Origin of the sequence: Streptomyces sp. NPDC048002 (assembly GCF_040653275.1) — a bacterium.
Classification (GTDB): Bacteria; Actinomycetota; Actinomycetes; order Streptomycetales; family Streptomycetaceae; genus Streptomyces.
This window is the reverse complement of the sequence record NZ_JBEZNL010000001.1, coordinates 274,310-292,181: the sequence shown is the minus strand read 5'-3', so window position 1 is coordinate 292,181 and position 17,872 is coordinate 274,310. Positions and strand designations below refer to the sequence as shown.

Annotated in this window: 12 protein-coding genes; 3 read left to right on the top strand and 9 right to left on the bottom strand. The window is 72.1% G+C overall.

The features are described from left to right. Positions 1-120: 120 nt before the first annotated feature. Together pulA and AB0E07_RS01305 are read left to right on the top strand one after the other, a co-directional pair. The gene (gene pulA, locus AB0E07_RS01310; protein WP_362245096.1) at positions 121-5,511 is read left to right on the top strand and encodes a pullulanase-type alpha-1,6-glucosidase; all 5,391 of its coding nucleotides are present in this window, start codon (positions 121-123) and stop codon (positions 5,509-5,511) included. An 88-nt stretch (positions 5,512-5,599) separates the two neighbouring features. Next, positions 5,600-5,953 (top strand): isomerase, encoded by a 354-nt coding sequence (locus AB0E07_RS01305; RefSeq protein WP_362245094.1) that lies wholly within the window; start codon positions 5,600-5,602, stop codon positions 5,951-5,953. Positions 5,954-5,963: 10 nt separating this feature from the next. On the opposite strand, the gene AB0E07_RS01300 is transcribed toward AB0E07_RS01305, so the two are convergent. From AB0E07_RS01300 to AB0E07_RS01285, 4 genes are all read right to left on the bottom strand, one after another. Continuing rightward, on the bottom strand, positions 5,964-6,653 hold the full coding sequence (locus tag AB0E07_RS01300; protein ID WP_362245092.1) for a TetR/AcrR family transcriptional regulator: 690 nt from the start codon (positions 6,651-6,653) through the stop codon (positions 5,964-5,966). A gap of 57 nt (positions 6,654-6,710) precedes the next feature. Next, positions 6,711-7,760, bottom strand: a complete 1,050-nt coding sequence (locus AB0E07_RS01295) for a PDR/VanB family oxidoreductase (RefSeq protein ID WP_362245090.1) — start codon at positions 7,758-7,760, stop codon at positions 6,711-6,713. Beyond that, positions 7,757-8,671, bottom strand: a complete 915-nt coding sequence (locus AB0E07_RS01290; protein WP_362245088.1) for a metal-dependent hydrolase — start codon at positions 8,669-8,671, stop codon at positions 7,757-7,759. Before AB0E07_RS01290 ends, AB0E07_RS01295 begins: the two co-directional genes overlap by 4 nt. Positions 8,672-8,732: 61 nt before the next feature. Beyond that, positions 8,733-10,655 carry a hypothetical protein gene (locus tag AB0E07_RS01285; RefSeq protein WP_362245086.1) on the bottom strand — a complete coding sequence of 641 codons (1,923 nt, stop codon included), beginning with the start codon at positions 10,653-10,655 and terminating at the stop codon, positions 8,733-8,735. 133 nt (positions 10,656-10,788) lie between these two features. On the opposite strand from AB0E07_RS01285, the gene AB0E07_RS01280 reads away from it, so the two are divergent. Further along, positions 10,789-11,202 (top strand): hypothetical protein, encoded by a 414-nt coding sequence (locus AB0E07_RS01280; RefSeq protein ID WP_362245084.1) that lies wholly within the window; start codon positions 10,789-10,791, stop codon positions 11,200-11,202. 75 nt (positions 11,203-11,277) lie between these two features. Here AB0E07_RS01280 and AB0E07_RS01275 read toward each other — a convergent pair whose 3' ends face one another. From AB0E07_RS01275 to AB0E07_RS01255, 5 genes are all read right to left on the bottom strand, one after another. After that, on the bottom strand, positions 11,278-12,834 hold the full coding sequence (locus tag AB0E07_RS01275; RefSeq protein WP_362245082.1) for a DUF1996 domain-containing protein: 1,557 nt from the start codon (positions 12,832-12,834) through the stop codon (positions 11,278-11,280). A gap of 137 nt (positions 12,835-12,971) precedes the next feature. Further along, positions 12,972-13,628, bottom strand: coding sequence for a response regulator transcription factor (locus AB0E07_RS01270; protein ID WP_362245080.1), 657 nt, complete (start codon positions 13,626-13,628; stop codon positions 12,972-12,974). Further along, the gene (locus AB0E07_RS01265; protein ID WP_362245078.1) at positions 13,613-14,881 is read right to left on the bottom strand and encodes a sensor domain-containing protein; all 1,269 of its coding nucleotides are present in this window, start codon (positions 14,879-14,881) and stop codon (positions 13,613-13,615) included. The genes AB0E07_RS01270 and AB0E07_RS01265 overlap by 16 nt, the downstream gene beginning before the upstream one ends. A gap of 52 nt (positions 14,882-14,933) precedes the next feature. Beyond that, positions 14,934-15,953, bottom strand: a complete 1,020-nt coding sequence (locus AB0E07_RS01260) for an SDR family oxidoreductase (protein WP_362245076.1) — start codon at positions 15,951-15,953, stop codon at positions 14,934-14,936. Positions 15,954-16,017: 64 nt separating this feature from the next. Further along, entirely contained in the window at positions 16,018-17,796 is a 1,779-nt protein-coding gene (locus tag AB0E07_RS01255; protein WP_362245074.1) for a HEAT repeat domain-containing protein, read from the bottom strand. Positions 17,797-17,872 lie beyond the last annotated feature (76 nt).

The window sequence follows — 17,872 nt, the reverse complement described above, 5'->3', positions numbered from 1 at the left end:
AACTCGGCCCGCTGAAAACATTTTCCAGCTGTTTCAAGACTCTTGCTGTAAACCTTTCCACGGCGATACGGTCGCGCGGGGTCGGACCCGCAGAGCCGTACATCGCAAGGAGTCCACGTCTTGATACCGAGATGGCCGGCGCCGCCCAGGCGCAGAACCTCGCAGGCGGGACGGGTTGCCGCGGTCACCGTGACCGCTCTGGCCGCGGCACTCGTCCAGCCGCTCGCGGCACGGGCCGCGACCCCGCCCGCACCGCCGTCCGACGCGAGGCTCGCCGCCGAGCCCGCCCGGCACGAATCCACCCGCGAGCAGTTCTACTTCGTGCTCCCGGACCGCTTCGCCAACGGCGACACCGCCAACGACAAGGGCGGTCTGACCGGCACCCGGCTCGCCACCGGCTACGACCCCACCGACAAGGGGTTCTACCAGGGCGGTGACCTCAAGGGCCTGACCAAGCGGCTCGACTACATCAAGGGCCTCGGCACCACCTCCATCTGGATGGCGCCGATCTTCAAGAACCAGCCCGTGCAGGGCACCGGCAGCAACGCCTCGGCCGGCTACCACGGTTACTGGATCACCGACTTCACCCAGGTCGACCCGCACTTCGGGACCAACAAGGACCTGGAGACCCTCATCACCAAGGCGCACGCCAAGGGCATGAAGGTCTACTTCGACGTCATCACCAACCACACGGCCGACGTCGTCGACTACGAGGAGAAGTCCTACGACTACCTCTCCAAGGGCGCCTTCCCGTACCTGACCGAGGACGGCGAGCCCTTCGACGACACCGACTACGCGGACGGCGAGCGGGACTTCCCCGACACCGACTCCGACTCCTTCGCGCGCACCCCGAAGGTGAGCAAGAACAACAAGGTGCCGTCCTGGCTCAACGACCCGACGATGTACCACAACCGGGGCGACTCCACCTTCGCCGGTGAGAGCTCCGAGCAGGGCGACTTCTCCGGCCTCGACGACCTGTGGACCGAGCGTCCCGAGGTGGTCGAGGGCATGGAGAAGATCTACCAGCGCTGGGTCAGGGACTTCGACATCGACGGCTTCCGGATCGACACCGTGAAGCACGTCAACATGGAGTTCTGGACCCAGTGGGCCACCGCCCTCGACGCCTACGCCGCCAAGCGGGGCCGGGACGACTTCTTCATGTTCGGCGAGGTGTACTCCGCCGACACCGACATCACCTCCCCGTACGTGACCCAGGGCCGGCTCGACGCCACCCTCGACTTCCCCTTCCAGGAAGCGGCCCGCCAGTACGCCTCCCAGGGCGGCAGCGCGCAGCGGCTCGCGAGTGTCTTCGGCGCCGACTACAAGTACACGACCGACAAGGCCAACGCCTACGAGCAGGTCACCTTCCTCGGCAACCACGACATGGGCCGCATCGGGTACTTCCTGAACCAGGACGACAAGGACGCCACCGACGCGGAGCTGCTGAAGAAGGCGAAGCTCGCCAACGAGCTGATGTTCCTCAGCCGCGGCAACCCCGTCGTCTACTACGGCGACGAGCAGGGCTTCACCGGCTCCGGCGGCGACAAGGACGCCCGCCAGACCCTGTTCGCCTCGAAGACCGCCGACTACCTCGACGACGACCGGATCGGCACCGACGCCACCCACGCCGAGGACGCCTACGACACCGGCGCCCCGCTGTACCGGCAGATCAGCGCCCTCGCCCAGCTCCGCAAGGCGAACCCGGCGCTCGCCGACGGCGTCCAGATTGAGCGCCACGCGGCCGACGGAGCCGGCGTCTACGCCTTCTCCCGCTTCGCCACCGACCGCACCGAGTACGTCGTCGCCTTCAACAACGCCACCGAGGCGAGGACGGCGACCTTCGCCACCGGCTCGGCCGGCCAGCGCTACAAGGGCCTCTACGGCACCGAGTCCTCCGTGACCTCGGACGCCGACAAGAAGATCACCGTCACCGTCCCGGCCGGTTCCGCGATCGTCCTCAAGGCCGCGGGCCGGCTCGCCGCGCCCGCCGCCAAGCCGACGGTCACGCTCAACGCCCCGGCCGCCGGCGCCACCGGCACCGTGGAGATCGGCGCCGATGTCGACGGAGGCCAGCTCAACCGCGTCGTCTTCGCCGCCCAGACGGGCAACGGCAAGTGGAAGACGCTCGGCTCCGCCGACCACGCCCCCTACAAGGTCACGCACCACATCGGCGAGGACGTCCCCGCCGGAACCGCCCTGCGCTACAAGGCCGTCGTGATCGACTCGGCCGGCCGCACGGCGAGCGCCACCGCCGCCTCCACCACCGGAACCCCGCCCGTCGAGGAGACGCCCACCGCCTCCTCCCGGGACTACGCGATCGTCCACTACAAGCGCACGGACGGCGACTACGAGAACTGGGGCCTGTACGCCTGGGGCGACCTCGCCGACGGCGAGTCCACCAACTGGCCGGACAGCCACCCCTTCATCGGCCGGGACGCCTACGGCGCCTTCGCCTACGTCAAGCTCAAGCCCGGCGCCTCGAACATCGGGTTCCTCGTCATCGACAAGGACGGCAACAAGGACGTCTCCGCCGACCGCACGATCGACGTCACCAGGAGCGGCGAGATCTGGATCGAGCAGGGCAAGGAGGAGGTGCGGACCGAGCGCCCCGAGTACCCGGCGCAGGACGAGTCCAAGGCCGTACTGCACTACCACCGCGCCGACGGCGACTACGACGGCTGGGGCCTGCACGTCTGGACGGGTGCCGCGAACCCCACCGAGTGGTCGAACCCGCTGAAGCCGGTGAAGACTGACAGCTATGGTTCGGTCTTCGAGGTACCGCTCACCGACGGCGCCACCAGCCTCAGCTACATCCTGCACAAGGGCGACGAGAAGGACCTGCCCGCCGACCAGTCGCTGGACCTCAACGCCAACGGGCACGAGGTGTGGCTGGTGAGCGGCCAGGAGAAGTACCTGCTGCCGCAGCCCGCGGGCAGCGCCGCCGCCCTCGACCTGACCACCTCCAAGGCGGTCTGGATCGACCGGAACACCCTCGCCTGGAACGGCTCGGAGGCGGCCGCCTCCACCCAGCTGGTCTACTCCCGCACCGGCTCGGTCGCCGTCGAGGACGGCGCCCTGACCGGCGACGACCAGCGGTGGCTGCGCCTGAACAAGTCCACCCTCTCCGACGCACAGAAAGCGAAGTTCCCGCACCTGAAGGCGTACACCGCCTGGACGGTCGACCCGCGGGACCGCGACCGGGTGCGCGAGGCCCTGCGCGGTCAGGTCGTCGCCTCCCAGCGCGCGGCCAACGGCGCGGTGCTCACCGCGACCGGCGTGCAGATCGCGGGCGTCCTGGACGACCTGTACGACGCGACGAAGGCCGACCTCGGGCCCACCTTCGGCAAGGGCCGCCCGACGCTCTCCGTGTGGGCGCCCACCGCGCAGAAGGTCTCCCTGGAACTCGGCGGCTCCCTGGTGCCGATGAAGCGGGACTCCGCCACCGGCGTCTGGTCCGTCACCGGCTCCCCGTCCTGGAAGAACAAGCCCTACCGGTACGTCGTCCAGGTGTGGGCGCCGAGCGTCGCCGAGGTCGTCACCAACAAGGTCACCGACCCCTACTCCGTCGCCCTGACCGCCGACTCCGAGCGCAGCCTCGTCGTCGACCTCAAGGACAGGTCGCTGGCGCCGGCGGGCTGGTCGACGTACACCAAGCCCAGGGCCGTCCCGCTGAAGGACGCCCAGATCCAGGAGCTGCACGTCCGCGACTTCTCGGTCGAGGACTCCACCGCCTCGAACCGGGGCACCTACCGCGCCTTCACCGACAAGCTCAGCGACGGCTCCAAGCACCTGCGCGAGCTGGCCGAGGCGGGCACCTCCTACGTGCACCTGCTGCCCGCGTTCGACATCGCCACCATCCCCGAGAAGAAGGCCGACCAGGCGACCGTCGACTGCGACCTGGCCTCGTTCCCGGCCGACTCCGAGCGCCAGCAGGAGTGCGTGGCGAAGGCGGCCGCGAAGGACGCCTACAACTGGGGCTACGACCCGTACCACTACACGGTCCCCGAGGGCTCCTACGCCACCGACCCCGACGGCACGGCCCGTAACGTCCAGTTCCGCGAGATGGTCAAGGCGCTCAACGAGGACGGCCTGCGCGTCGTCATGGACGTCGTCTACAACCACACCGCCTCCAGCGGCCAGGCGGCCACCAGCGTCCTGGACCGGATCGTCCCCGGCTACTACCAGCGGCTCCTCGCCGACGGCTCGGTCGCCAACAGCACCTGCTGCGCCAACACGGCCACCGAGAACGCCATGATGGGCAAGCTCGTCGTGGACTCCATCGTCACCTGGGCCAAGGAGTACAAGGTCGACGGCTTCCGCTTCGACCTGATGGGCCACCACCCGAAGGAGAACATCCTCGCCGTCCGCAAGGCCCTGGACGCCCTCACCCTGAAGAAGGACGGCGTCGACGGCAAGAAGATCATCCTGTACGGCGAGGGCTGGAACTTCGGCGAGGTCGCCGACGACGCCCGCTTCACCCAGGCCACGCAGAAGAACATGGCCGGAACCGGTATCGCCACCTTCTCCGACCGCGCCCGTGACGCGGTGCGCGGCGGCGGGCCCTTCGACGAGGACCCGGGCGTCCAGGGCTTCGCCTCCGGCCTGTACAACGAGCCCAACTCCTCGGTGAACAACGGCACCACGGCCGAGCAGAAGGCCCGGCTGCTGCACTACCAGGACCTGATCAAGGTCGGTCTGTCGGGGAACCTCGCCGCGTACCGGTTCACCGACACCGACGGCAAGGAGGTCAGCGGCGCCGAGGTCGACTACAACGGCCAGCCCGCCGGTTACGCGGACGCGCCGGGCGACGCCCTCGCCTACGCCGACGCGCACGACAACGAGTCCCTGTTCGACGCGCTCGCCTTCAAGCTCCCGGCCACGACGAGCGCCGACGACCGGGCCCGGATGCAGGTCCTCGCCATGGCAACCGCCACCCTCTCGCAGGGCCCGGCGCTCTCCCAGGCGGGCACCGACCTGCTGCGCTCCAAGTCGCTGGACCGCAACTCCTACGACAGCGGCGACTGGTTCAACGCCATCCACTGGAACTGCGCCGACGGCAACGGCATGGGCCGCGGTCTGCCGATGGCCGCCGACAACCAGTCCAAGTGGTCCTACGCCAAGCCGCTGCTCGGCACGGTGAAGGTGGGCTGCGAGCAGATCGACGGGGCCTCGGCCGCGTACCGGGACCTGCTCAGGATCCGCTCGACGGAAGGGGCGTTCTCGCTCGGCACGACCGAACGGGTCCAGGAGCGGCTCGCCTTCCCGCTGTCCGGGACGGACGAGACGCCGGGTGTGATCACCATGTCCCTCGGTGACCTGGTCGTCGTCTTCAACGCCACCCCGCAGGAGCGGGACCAGCGGATCGCCGGCCTGGCCGGCACCGGCTACCGGCTGCACCCGGTGCAGGCCGCCGGCTCGGACGCCGTGGTGAAGAAGTCCGCCTACGCCGAGGAGTCGGGCACCTTCATGGTCCCGGCCCGTACGGTGGCGGTGTTCACCCGGGCCGGCTGACCCCGGTCTCACCTGTAGGGCCTGTCCGGCGGGATCCGCCGGACAGGCCCTACAGTGCTTCTGTTTCCGCCGTAGAACAGGAGTGCTCATGCCGCAGATCACCGTCGAACGTTCCCCGGCGCTCGACCACGTCGACTGGGAGGGCTTCGCGACCGCGCTGCACCCGCTCGTCGTCGAGATCGCCGCCGCGCGGCTGGAGGCGTGCAAGACGCGGGTCCTGCGCACCGAGGCCGAGGCGGTCGGCGCCGACTCCCAGGGCCACGCCATCGTCCAGGTCACGCTCGCCCTGCTCGCCGGGCGCAGCGAGGAGACGAAGGCCCTGCTGACCGAGGCGGTGGTGGACCTGCTGCGCAAGCACGTCGAGCCGCTGGACGGGCTGCGGCTGCACCTGTCCGCCGAGGTCCGCGACCTCGACCCGTCCTACCGCAAGGCCGAGCTCTGAGGCCGGTCCGTCAGGACGCCAGCGCGATCAGGCGGGCGGCCAGGTCGCCGAACGGGCCGTCCGCCGGCTCGTCCCGCAGGACACGCCGCAGCAGCGCCGTCATCTCCTCGTCGTAGGCGGCGCTCACGGCGGCCAGCGCCGCGAAGTCGTGCACCAGCTGCACCTCCAGCTCCGCGCGCGGGATGCGCCGCCCGTCCAGCCAGATCAGTGCCGTGGACTCGGCCAGCGAGATCCAGGAGCGGACCACCAGCTCCAGCCGCGCGGGCGGCTCCTGGACCCGCAGATGCGCCAGGATCTGCTCGTACGCCGCCTGCCGTACGGAGTCGACGAGGGCGTTCGTGGTGGAGGAGCCGACCGCCGGGCCGCCGCGCATCAGCGCCGAGAAACCCGGGCCGTGCTCGTCGACGAAGTCGAAGTAGCGGCGCATCACGCGCAGCAGCCGCGCGCCGAGCGGACCGTCGTGCGGCTCCACGAACCGGGACGCGAGATCGTCCGAGGCACGCTTCAACGCGGCCTCGTACAGGCTGAGTTTGCCGGGGAAGTAGTGGTAGACCAGCGGGCGGGAGATGCCCGCGGCCGACGCTATCTCGTCGATGGAGACCTCGTCGGGCGAGCGGCGGCTGAAGAGTTCGAGGGCGACACCGATCAGCTGCTGCCGTCGCTCCTCGACACCCATCCTGCGGCGTACCCCGGTACTCATACGAACACCTTACCGATCGGATTCAGCCCCTGAACGGGCCGCTCCGGCCGCGGGTGTTCACATGTCCAGCACCAGCCGCTCACCCCGGGCGCGCGAGACACAGATGAGCATCGAACCGTCACGCTCCGCGTCCGTGAGCAGCTCGTCCCGGTGGTCCACCTCGCCCTCCAGCACCCGCTGTTGGCAGGTCCCGCAGAAACCCTGCTCGCAGGAGTACAGGGTGTTCGGCAGCTCGGCGCGCACGGCGGACAGCACCGAGGAGCCGGCCGGGACGGTCACCGTCCGTCCACTGCGCCGGAGTTCGACCTCGAAGGGGACGTCCCCCGCCACCCGGGCCCGGGGCGCGAACCGCTCCAGGTGCACCCGCGGGGCCCGTTCCTCCACCGCCGCCATGAGCCCCTCGGGGCCGCAGCAGTACACGGCCGCGTTCTCGGGCACCCCGGCGAACAGCGCGTCGAGGTCGGGCCGTCCGCTCTCGTCCTCGGCGGCCACCGTCACCCGGCCCCGCCCGGCGTCCAGCTTCTCGACCTCCTCCAGGAACGGCATCGACGCCCGCGTCCGCCCGCCGTACAGCAGGCGCCAGTCGGCGCCCTCGGGCAGCGCCCGCAGCATGGGCAGCACCGGGGTGATGCCGATGCCCCCGGCCACGAAGACGTACGACTCCGCCGGCACCAGCGGGAAGCGGTTCCGCGGCCCGCGCACCTCCAGGACCGTCCCCGCCCGGACCCGCTCGTGCACCTCGCGCGAACCGCCCCGCCCGTCCTCGACCAGCCGGGCGGCGACGGTGTACGACGAGGTGTCCTCCGGGTCCCCGCAGAGCGAGTACGGGCGGACCAGCCCCGACGGCAGCACCAGGTCCAGATGGGCGCCGGGCTCCCAGCGCGGCAGACCGGCTCCTTCCAGGCGCAGCCGTACGACCCCTTCGGCGACCCGCTCGTGCGCCGTCACCCGCAGCCGCAGCGCTCGCGACCGGGGGCGCCCGGAGACCGGTTCGGCCAGCGCCGGCATCGGCCACAGCGGGGAGTCCTGGATGCGCCGGCGCAGCGCGCGCCGGACGAGCAGCGCGGCACCGGCGGCGAGGGCGACCGTGGAGAGGCGGGCGGTCACAGCGTCCCCTTCTCCGCGGCGAGGGCGGCGACGGCAGCGGGGGAGGAGGCCAGATAGGCGACCGCCTGCTCGGTGGAACCCTCCTGGGAGGGGTGGTACTCGCGGCTCAGATAGCGCGGTATCGAACGGAGCATGGCGCCCGTCGAGGGCAGCAGCCCGCGCCGGCCGCGGACGTGGAAGGCACGGAAGCTCGCCTTTCCGTCGACCAGGGTCGGATCGTTCGCCATGAAGAAGCGGGCCCCGCGCTGCCACAGGAACACCAGCGCCGTGAACGCCGTCGCCCAGGTCCGCACCCGCCGCCCGTAGCCCCCGTCGACGTGCTGGAACAGCTCGAAGGCCACCGACCGGTGCTCGACCTCCTCGGCGCCGTGCCAGCGCAGCAGGTCCAGCATGGTCGGATCGGCGCCCCGCCGGTCCAGCTCCCCGGCGTTGAGCACCCAGTCGCCGAGGAAGGCCGTGTAGTGCTCGATGGCCGCGATCAGCGCGACCCGCTCCATCAGCCACCACCGGCGCGGCCGGCCCGGCGGCAGGGTCCGGTCCCCGAGCAGCTTCTCGAACAGCCAGTCCACCTGCGCGGTGTACGGAGTCGGGTCCAGGCCCAGCTCCTTCAGGTGCGGCAGCACCTCGTCATGGGCCTGGGAGTGCATGGCCTCCTGGCCGATGAAGCCGATGACGTCCTCGCGCAGCCGCTCGTCCCGGATGTACGGCAGGACCTGCTTGTACACATGGACGAACCAGCGCTCACCGGCGGGCAGCAGCAGATGCAGCACATTGATGGTGTGCGTGGTGAAGGGATCCCCCGGCACCCAGTGCAACGGGGTGTCCTCCCAGGAGAAGGACACCTTGCGCGCCTTGAGCGCGGTCCGTTCGTCCTCGACGGGCCGGGGCACCCGGACCTGCTTGTTAGACATGACGTCAATGTACTGACGGGTAGGGGCTGGGGAAACCCTCGTGCGGCGACTTCTTCGGCGGTCAGTGCAGACCGGTGATCTCCCGCCCGTCCTCCAGCGTGCCCGTCAGCTCCGCCTGCGCGCCCTGCTCGGTCTCCGCGGTCAGCAGCCTGCCCTCGGCGGAGGCGCTCACTCCGCCCGAGGTCCGGACCGAGGCCGTGTCCCGGCTCCCGGCCGCCAGCAGGTACCAGGACCCGGCCTGCGACTTCCACAGCACCCCGGCCAGCACATGCGGATCACGCGGCCCGCACGCCGGCACGTTCTCCGCCTTCGCCGCCACCGCCCCGAACGCGCCGCCCGGCGTCCGGAACTGGGCCAGCACCCGGGTGCCGCCGCCCCGCCAGGTCTCCGCGCGGGTGCACACCCACGCGGCCGAGCCGCTCGCGTCCGGCAGCGGCTGGCGCGCGTACTCCCAGGCGTTCACCGTCCGCACCCCCTGCGCCCGCACCGCCGACAGCGAGCAGGCGTACGGCGCCCAGGTGCGCAGCGCCCCGGCCCCGGAGGCGTCCTCGGTCGAACCCGGCCGCCCGGTGGTGAGCCGCGCCGGAACCAGCTCCCCGAGGTCCGACAGCAGTCGGGTACCCGAGTCGTCGGTCACCTGGAGGACGTTCCACGAGGCGCAGTTCGACTGCTGCGCCGCCGGGGACGCCAGCGGTGAGGTCACCCCGTCGGTCAGGGTCAGCGCCATCGCCCCGGAACCCGGCTTCAGCAGGTCCCGCTCCTCCGTCTTCCGCACCCACGGCGCCGTCAGATAGCGGACGTTGCCGTCGGACCGCCCCAGCACCAGGGCGCTCGCCTCGGCGCCGGTCGCGCCGTCGACCCGCGCGAAGTCCAGGGCGGCACCGGCCGTGCCGTCCTTCGGCTCGGCGTAGCGGGCGATGCGCAGTCCGTCGTAGAGGATCACCACGCGCGCGTTGTCGACGGTGCCCGCGTACAGCAGCTGGGGCGGTCCGGCGGGGCCGCCGGAGGGGGTGCCGGGCGTCACCGAGACCCGGACGCTCTCGCCGGGGCGGGCCCAGACGGCGAGCGCGCGGCGCAACAGGGCCCGGTCGGAGGTGAGTTCACCGCGCGCGGGCCAGACGGAGAAGTCGGTGCGGGAGGCGGACTGCCAGGCCGCCGGGGCGACCTTCACCAGCCGGCTCGGATCGAGCGCGGCCTGCGCCGCCGGGTTCCGCGCGTACGAGGGCGCCGCCGCGCCGTCGGGACCCCAGCCCTCGCCGGGCAGCCCGAGCAGCGCCCCGCACACCACCAGCGCAGCCCCCGCGACCAGCGCGGCCTTCGTGTGCTGGCGCCGCCGCATCAGATCGGTCGGCCGGGCCTGGAGCGAACAGGGGTCGAACTCGGGGGAGTCGAGCAGCGGGTACCGCGCGGTGAGGGCGTCGGCCTCCCGGAGCGCGGAGTCCGGGTCCGCGACCCCGGCCGCCGTCAGCACCTTGCGGACGTCGCCGTCGGGGAGCTTCTCCAGCCCGCGCAGCACGTACGCCGCCCGCGCCGGACCGGTGAGCGCCGACAGCTCCTGGTCCAGGGCCAGTTCCTCGGCACCGCCGGAGCGGGGGAACAGCCGCAGTCCCCAGACCTGGGGCAGCAGCTGCGGCAGCTGGGCCCGCCTGGGCAGGGCCCGCAGGGTCAGCGGCAGGCCCGCGTCCAGCGCCGCCCGCACCACCTGGAGCCGGACGAAGGCGTAGCCGGGGTCGCCGTCACGGCCGGTGGACTGGGCCGGGATGACCGGGGTGGACTTCCGGCCGCGCGGCAGCGCGCGCTGGGTGAGGGCGTGGGCGGTCAGGACGCGCCGGTTGCGGCCGAGCCCCGGTGGCAGCACCAGATAGCCGATCCGGACCAGCCGGGGGTAGTGCTCGACGAGTGCCGCCTCGGCCTGTCCGACGTCGACGACGGGACCGTGGGCCGATGCGGAGGTGGGGCGCGGGGCGACATCCTGTGACTGCACGTCCAGCCAAACGAGCGAACCGTTGGTTGGTCACCGCCACCCGGGTGGCCCGGCGCGCGGCCCGTCGTCGGTGCTTTGAGCACTCGGCCCGCGGGAGCCGTATCCATCGGGAGGCCCCTGCATGGAGGAACAGATGAAGGTGACCCGACCGATGCTCGCCGCGCTGGCGGCGCTGCTGCTCGCGGGGTGCGGCTCCGGCGGCGACGCGGAGAGCGTGCCGCGGACCGCTTCCGGCAGTCTGGAGCAGCTGGCCGCGGAGGTGAAGTGCGCGCCGGACATGCAGACCGACGCCGACACCATCCGCCAGGCCCTGTGTGAGCGGGGCAAGGAGAGGTACGTCCTCGCCACCTTCGCCACCGATCGAGGCCAGCGCGAGTGGATCAATACGGCGAAGGACTACGGCGGCTTCTACCTGGTCGGCCGCAAGTGGGTCGCAGTCGGTCACGAGGAGGTTCTCGACCAGCTGCGCGGCACGCTCGGCGGGGACATCGAGGTGGGCCTCAACCACGCGGAGCACGGCACGTCCTCCGCGCACGCGGGGCACTGACCGGGCTCGGCCGGACGCGGACGGCACGCGAAAGCCGGCGGCGGGAGATCCCGCCGCCGGCTTCCTCGTGGTGCGTCACCGGCAGTTGCGCCCGGAGTTGATGCAGTTGACCACCTTGTTCATCAGCCTGTTGCTCATGACGTTGATGAAGTCGTTGTGGTCGGTGATCGGCTTGTGCAGCTGCTCGGGGAAGCCGTCCACGGCGTACGGGTTGCGCACCTGACCGTTCTCGACGGTCGGCGCGGGCACGTCGTAGACCAGCCGGGCCTGGAGCTGCGGGATCGCCTGGAAGCCGTTCGGGCAACTGCCGTCGGCCTGGACGAACGCCACGTGGTCCCGGTGGTTGGCGCTGTCGATGTTCTGACCGTCCCAGCAGCTCTGGAAGTTGGACGTCCGTACCACCGAACTGCCCTCCGGGCAGATCACGTACTTGTCCGTCACCTGCCGGTCCTCGAAGCCGGTGCAGCTGAACGAGGTGTTGGCGTTGTTGAGCCCGTTGGTGAAGGCCTTGGCGTCACCGGTGATGATGCGCAGGAACTTCGGCATCGCCACGACCTGGCTCTGCTTGTTGCCGACGAACCTCAGATCCGCCTGGCGGGCCTTCAGGATCTTGCCGACGTTGCCCTCGGCGCCACCGCCGAGTTCGTTCGCGTCGAACTCCTGGGTTCCGTCCTGAAGACGCAGCACCGGCCAGTAGTACGTCGACCGGTCCGCCTGGTTGCGGCAGGTGGTGGCCGCGTTGGCGAGGTCGTCGTCGCTGGCGAAGGCGGTGTTGCCCTGGTTGCCGACGTAGTCGTGCGTGTGGTGCGCACCGTTGTCGACGCCCGGGGCCACGATGATGTTGTCACTGTTGAACAGGTTGTTCTCGTTGACACCGCACTTCGTGGTGAAGCTGCCCCGGGAACCGGAGTTGCCGTTGGCGGCGAGGCCGTTCGGCAGGTCGCGGGAGTTGGGCTGGACGTCGTTGATGTTCACGAAGTCGTCCGCCGTGGGACCCGCGGCACCGTTGCCGTTGTCCCCGACGTTGCCGCCGTCCTGCTGGCCGCCGTCCTGCTGGCCGCCGTCCTGCTGGCCGCCGTCCTGCTGGCCGTCACCGTTCTGGCCGTCACCGTTCTGGCCGTCACCGTTCTGGTCGCCCTCGCCGTCGGTGGGCTGGGGCTGTTCGACCGGGACCCCGGTGCAGGGCGCGCTCTGTTGCAGTTCCTTCGCCCAGTCGCCGCCCGCGCGCTGGATGTTGATCCGGATGCGGTCGATCGTCGCGACGCGCTTGCTCTTGAGCGGACCGAGGATCGCGTTCTGGACGAATCCCGAGTCGCCCGCCTGGGCCCGGCGGGTGGACGCGAGCCTGGCGTACGCCTCGGTGATCTGCTTGTCGAGGTTGGCCAGTTCCCGGTCGACACCCGAGCGGGCGCCGTCCGGCACGTCCGTGATCTGCTGGCCCACGTCCGGGCACTGGATCGTGGCGATCTGCGCCCCGGCGGACCTCGTACGGTTCTGGTCCGAGCCGGATTCGTGCGCGGATGCGTAGAAGTTCGCCCAGACCAGCCCGCCCCCACCGAGCGCTAGGGCCGCCGATGCGGCAATGGCCTTGGTGGCCAGCGGCGTACGGCGTTTTCGTGTGTTGCGTCCCATGGAACTCCTCTGACTTCCTTGCGGGGCAGCGAGGCGCCCGACAGGAGTGAAGCGGCTCCCATCCATACGGACGGAGTCCCGGGAGTGTTCAGGTGTCTCAACAATTTCATGGCAACTGCCGCTCGGGGCTTGCTATTTCAGCGGCCTTGGTCCAGATGCGCGAGAACCGCAAGGACGCGGCGATTGTCGTCTTCGGAGACCTCCAGGTCCAGCTTGGCGAAGATGTTGGAGGTGTGCTTGGCGATGGCCCGTTCCGTGACGGTGAGCTGGCCGGCGATGGCCGCGTTGGAACGGCCCTGCGCCATCAGTTCCAGCACCTCCAGCTCCCGCGGTGTCAGCCGGTCCAGCGGCCGCCGCTCGTCCGCCGCCCGCCGGCTCAGCAGCTGCTGGATCACCTGCGGGTCCATCGCCGTGCCGCCCGCCGCCACCCGCCGCACCGCGTCCACGAACTGGTCGGCGTCGAAGACCCGGTCCTTCAGCAGATAGCCCACCCCGCCCTGCCCGTCGGCGAGCAGTTCGCGGGCGTAGAGCTGCTCCACGTGCTGGGAGAGCACCAGCACCGGGAATCCGGGCTTCGCCCGGCGGGCCCGCAGCGCGCACTGGAGGCCCTCGTCGGTGTGGGTGGGCGGCAGCCGGACGTCGACCACGGCGACGTCCGGCTCCAGTTCGGCGAGCGCCCGGTCCAGTTCGGGTCCGCTCTCCACCGCGGCGGCCAGCTCGAAGCCGTAGGCCGTGAGCAGCCGGACCAGCCCGTCGCGGAGCAGGAACAGGTCTTCGGCTAGGACAACGCGCAAGGGATCTCCATGGTGACCATGGTGGGACCGCCCGCGGGACTGCCGACGGCCAGGACGCCGTCGAATGTACCCAGTCGGCGTTCCACCCCGGCCAGCCCCGAACCCGCGCCGATCACCGCGCCGCCCCCGCCGTTGTCGGTGACGGAGATCCGCAGCATGCCGCCGCCCTCGGCGGAGTGGTGCACGTCGATCCAGATCCGGTCGGCGCCGGAGTGCTTCACGGCGTTGGTCAGGACCTCGCTGACGGCGAAGTAGGCGGCGGACTCCACCGGCGCCCCGGCGTGCCCCGGCAGCTCCACCGTCACCTCGGTGGCCACCGGCATCCGCAGCGCCAACGCCCTGACCGCGTCCCCGAGTCCGCGCTCGGCGAGGACCGGCGGATGGATGCCCCGCACCAGGTCGCGCAGTTCCGCGAGCGCGTCGGCGGAGGACCTGCGGGCCTGGGCGAGCAGCAGCTTCGCCTGCTCCGGGTCCTTCTCGATGAGCATCTCCACGGTGCCGAGGTCCATGCCCATGGCGACCAGCCGGGCCTGTGCCCCGTCGTGCAGATCCCGCTCGATGCGCCGCAGCTCGGCTGCGGAACTGTCCACGGCGTCCTGCCTGGTCTCGGTCAATACCCTTACGCGCTCAGCGAGTTGACTCTGGCTCGGGGTGAGGAGAGTCCGGGCCAGGAGGAAGTGGGCGCGCAGCAGGCGGGTGTTGTAGAGGTGCGCGAGCAGGAGGATCACGGCGCCGAGCGCTGCGGCGCCCAGGGCCGAAGCCTGTCCGTCGACGGGCACGAATCCGTACCAGTAGTCGTCGGGGAAGATCCGCCACATGCCGATCGCGAGGGCGAAGCCCTCCAGCGGATACAGCAGCAGTACCGCCGGCAGCAGCGCGGTCAGGTATCCCGCCGACATGTCCACCGCCAGCCACCGCAGGTCCCGCCAGGTCGCCGGGTCGCGGAGCATTCCGAAGGTGCGCTCCCAGGGGTTGGCGCCCTGGGGGACCGGCAGGTACGCCGACGGGATGCGCACCCCGCACCACTCGGCGGCCAGCACCCGCCGCCAGTCGGCGAACGCCCTGACCCCCTTCAGCACAGGGGGAGTCGTCATCAGCCCCACGCCGACGGGTATCAGGGAGATCGACACCAGGGTGAGGGTGAAACAGAGCACCGCCCCCGGCAGCAGCACCAGCGAGAGTCCCAGCCCCCGCACCCCCGCGAGCACCATGCCCCGGGCCCGGCCGCCGCTCTTCGTCTCTGTCTTCGTCATGCGCCCAGTGTGATCGCACCGTCGGAGCGGGTCACGGGGCCGGGCCCCCGGATCAGGGGGTGGTGCCAGGTGCACCCCCGGCCCCGGCCAGCACCTTCGCCTCGACCTCCGGGTCCAGCCCCTTCACCGTGCGGTCGGGCCGCAGCGGGGCCGTCCCGCCGAGCCCGAGCAGCCAGCTCCAGGTGTCGGCCACGGTCTCCTGAACCGGACGGCAGCGCAGACCCGAGGCCACGGCCCGGGAGACGTCGGCGGAGTGCAGGGCGTCGTGCAGATCGGTGTGCGGCGGCACCCACACCGGGAGCTGGACCCAGGGCTCGATCCCGGCGTCCAGGATCACCTCGGGCTCGGTCCAGCGCAGTTCGGCCCCGCCGCCGGTCACCTCGGCACACGCTTCGAGCAGCGTGCCCGTCGTGGCGTGCCCCGACGGTCCGATCAGCGTGTACACCCCGCTCAGCCGCTGTTCCGCCGCGCCGAGCAGCCAGTCGGCGAGGTCACGGGCGTCGATGTACTGGATCGGCAGGTCCCGCGGGCCGGGGGCCAGCACCGGGCCGCCGCGCGCCATCCGGTTCAGCCACCAGGGCAGCCGCCCGACGTTCTCGTACGGGCCGAGGATCAGCCCCGCGCGCGCCAGCACCGAGCGCTCCGCGCCGAAGGCCTCCAGTACGGCCAGTTCGGCGCCCCGCTTGTCCTGGGCGTAGGCGGTCGCCTCGGCGTCGGGGGAGGCGTCCGCCACGGCCGGCGCGTCCTCGGTGTATCCGGCGGGCGGCGCCCACGCGTACACCGAGCAGCTCGACACGTACACGTACCGTCCGACCCGGTCCCGCAGCAGCCGTGCCGTGTCCCGCACCGCGCGGGGCGCCGAGGACCAGGTGTCGACGACGACGTCCCACTCGCCCTCGGCCAGCGCCGCGAGTCCGCCCTCGGCGGTGCGGTCGCCGTGCAGGACGCGCACCCCGGCCGGGGCCGTGTGCCGCCCCCGGTGGAAGACGGTCACGTCCCAGCCCCGCCCGAGCGCGGCCTCCACCACGGCCCGACCCACGAACTCCGTCCCGCCCAGCACCAGAAGTCTCATGCCCCCGACTCTGCACGCCGGGCCGGTGCGGGGGGAAGGGACTCTGCCCAGAGCAGACGGCGGGTCAGTCGACGACGTGTGCCGTGGCCAGCAAGGTGCGCACGGCGGAGCGCAGCCGGTAGTCCGGGTGGGGGCCGCTGCCGGCGCTCAGGTCGTGCACGGCGCGGCCGGGTGCCTCGGCCGTCGCCCGCAGCGAGGTCAGGGCGAAGCGGGGGAGCAGACCCGTCTCGGTCAGGGCGGTCACACTGGCCAGCCGCTCGGTGTGGTGGGCGTCGGCGGCCGCCGCCCGGCGGGCGAGGGGCTCCACGGTGTCCTCGATGCGGCCCGTGATCCGCCAGACCGCACGGGCCACCGCGGCCCGGGTGCCGGCCGGATGGCCGGGGGCGAGCAGCGGTTCGAGCCGGGGCAGCAGGGGCGCGCCGGCCGCGCCGAGCCGGGCGGTCAGCTCCGGGAACCGTTCCGGGCCCTTCCGGTCCAGGGCCGACAGGGCGAGCGCGGGGTCCCCGCCGACCCGGTGGTGGGCCTCGGCGGCGTACACCGCGACCGAGGGGTGGTCGCCCCGCGTGACCTCGTCCCGCAGCGCCCGGACGGCCACCTCCCCGGCGGCGGGGCCGAGTTCGCCGAGCACGGCGATCGCGGCCCAGGCATGGCCGCCCTCGTAGCGGGGCACCAGGGCGGCGATCTCGTCCACGACCCCGGTGGCGACCTCCGGGTAGCGCCCGAGGACCCGGAGCACGTCCGCGTGGGTGTGCCCGATGCGCCGGGCGACGGCCCGCGCCACCGGCAGGGCGTCGGCGCCGAAGGCGTCGGCGACCGCGTGGACGGCCCGGGTCAGGCCGTACCCGCCGGACGGACCGGGCGCCCCGTCCACCAGCCGTATCGTTTCCTCGATCGCCTCCGGCGCGTGCGCGCGGGCCAGCACGGTGATCGCGGCGGCCCGCTCGTCGAGGTCCCCGTCCAGCCGGGGCCGGACCCGGTCCCGCACCGGCGCCCGCAGCTCGGCCGGGAGCGCGCAGGTGAGCCGGGCCAGCGCGTACAGGTCCCCGTCGCCCTTCTCCAGGTCGCGCAGGGCGTAGGGCAGGACGTCGGTCTCGCGGTCCCGCCAGCGCCCGGTGACCTCGAAGGCGAGCGGGACGCCGCCGGCGGTGGCGCGCACGGCCGCGTCCGGATCGTCCAGGAGACGCTCGGTGAAGCGCCGGTGGGGCGCGGGGGCCCAGTACGCCTCGTCCAGCTCGTGGGGGTCGGCCGCGTACGCCTGCGCGCAGACGTCCACCAGGTCGTCCGGGAAGGGGGGTTCGGCGGTGCGCAGCAGGTCCTCGGCGGCCGCCAGCCGTATCCCGGGCGCGGGGTCGGTGAGGAGCGCCCGCCGCCAGCCGGACCGGTCGGGCTCCAGCAGCGCCAGCGCGGTGACGGTGTGCCCCCGTACCGCCGGGTCGCTCTCCCGCGCCAGACGGTCCCGCAGCAGGGGCACGGCGCCCCGGTGGCGGCAGGCGACGAGGAGGGGCAGCACGGCGTCGCGGACCGCGGGGTCGGGGTCCTCGGCGAACGGCAGCAGCGAGGGCAGTTCCGCGGCCACCTCCCGCCGGGCGGGCGCGGTCGCGTCCGGCCAGTCGTCACGGTCCGCGAGATCGCTCAGCAGGACCAGCAACTCCGCCCGGTGATCGGGCAGTTCCCGGGCCAGGCGGGCCAGTTCCGGTACCGCGCGGGCGGTCGCGGCGGCGAGGTCGTCCTCGCGCCACGAGGCGGAGACGAGCCACTCCAGCGCGGCGTCGCGCACCAGGGCGTCCTCGGACTCCATCGCCCCCAGCAGATCGGCCAGGTCCGGCGCGTTGTCGATCTCCATGAGGCGCACCTTACGCAGAAGGGGGCGCCCGCCGTAATGGCGAGCGCCCCTCATTCCGTGCTGACGCGGGAGGCCG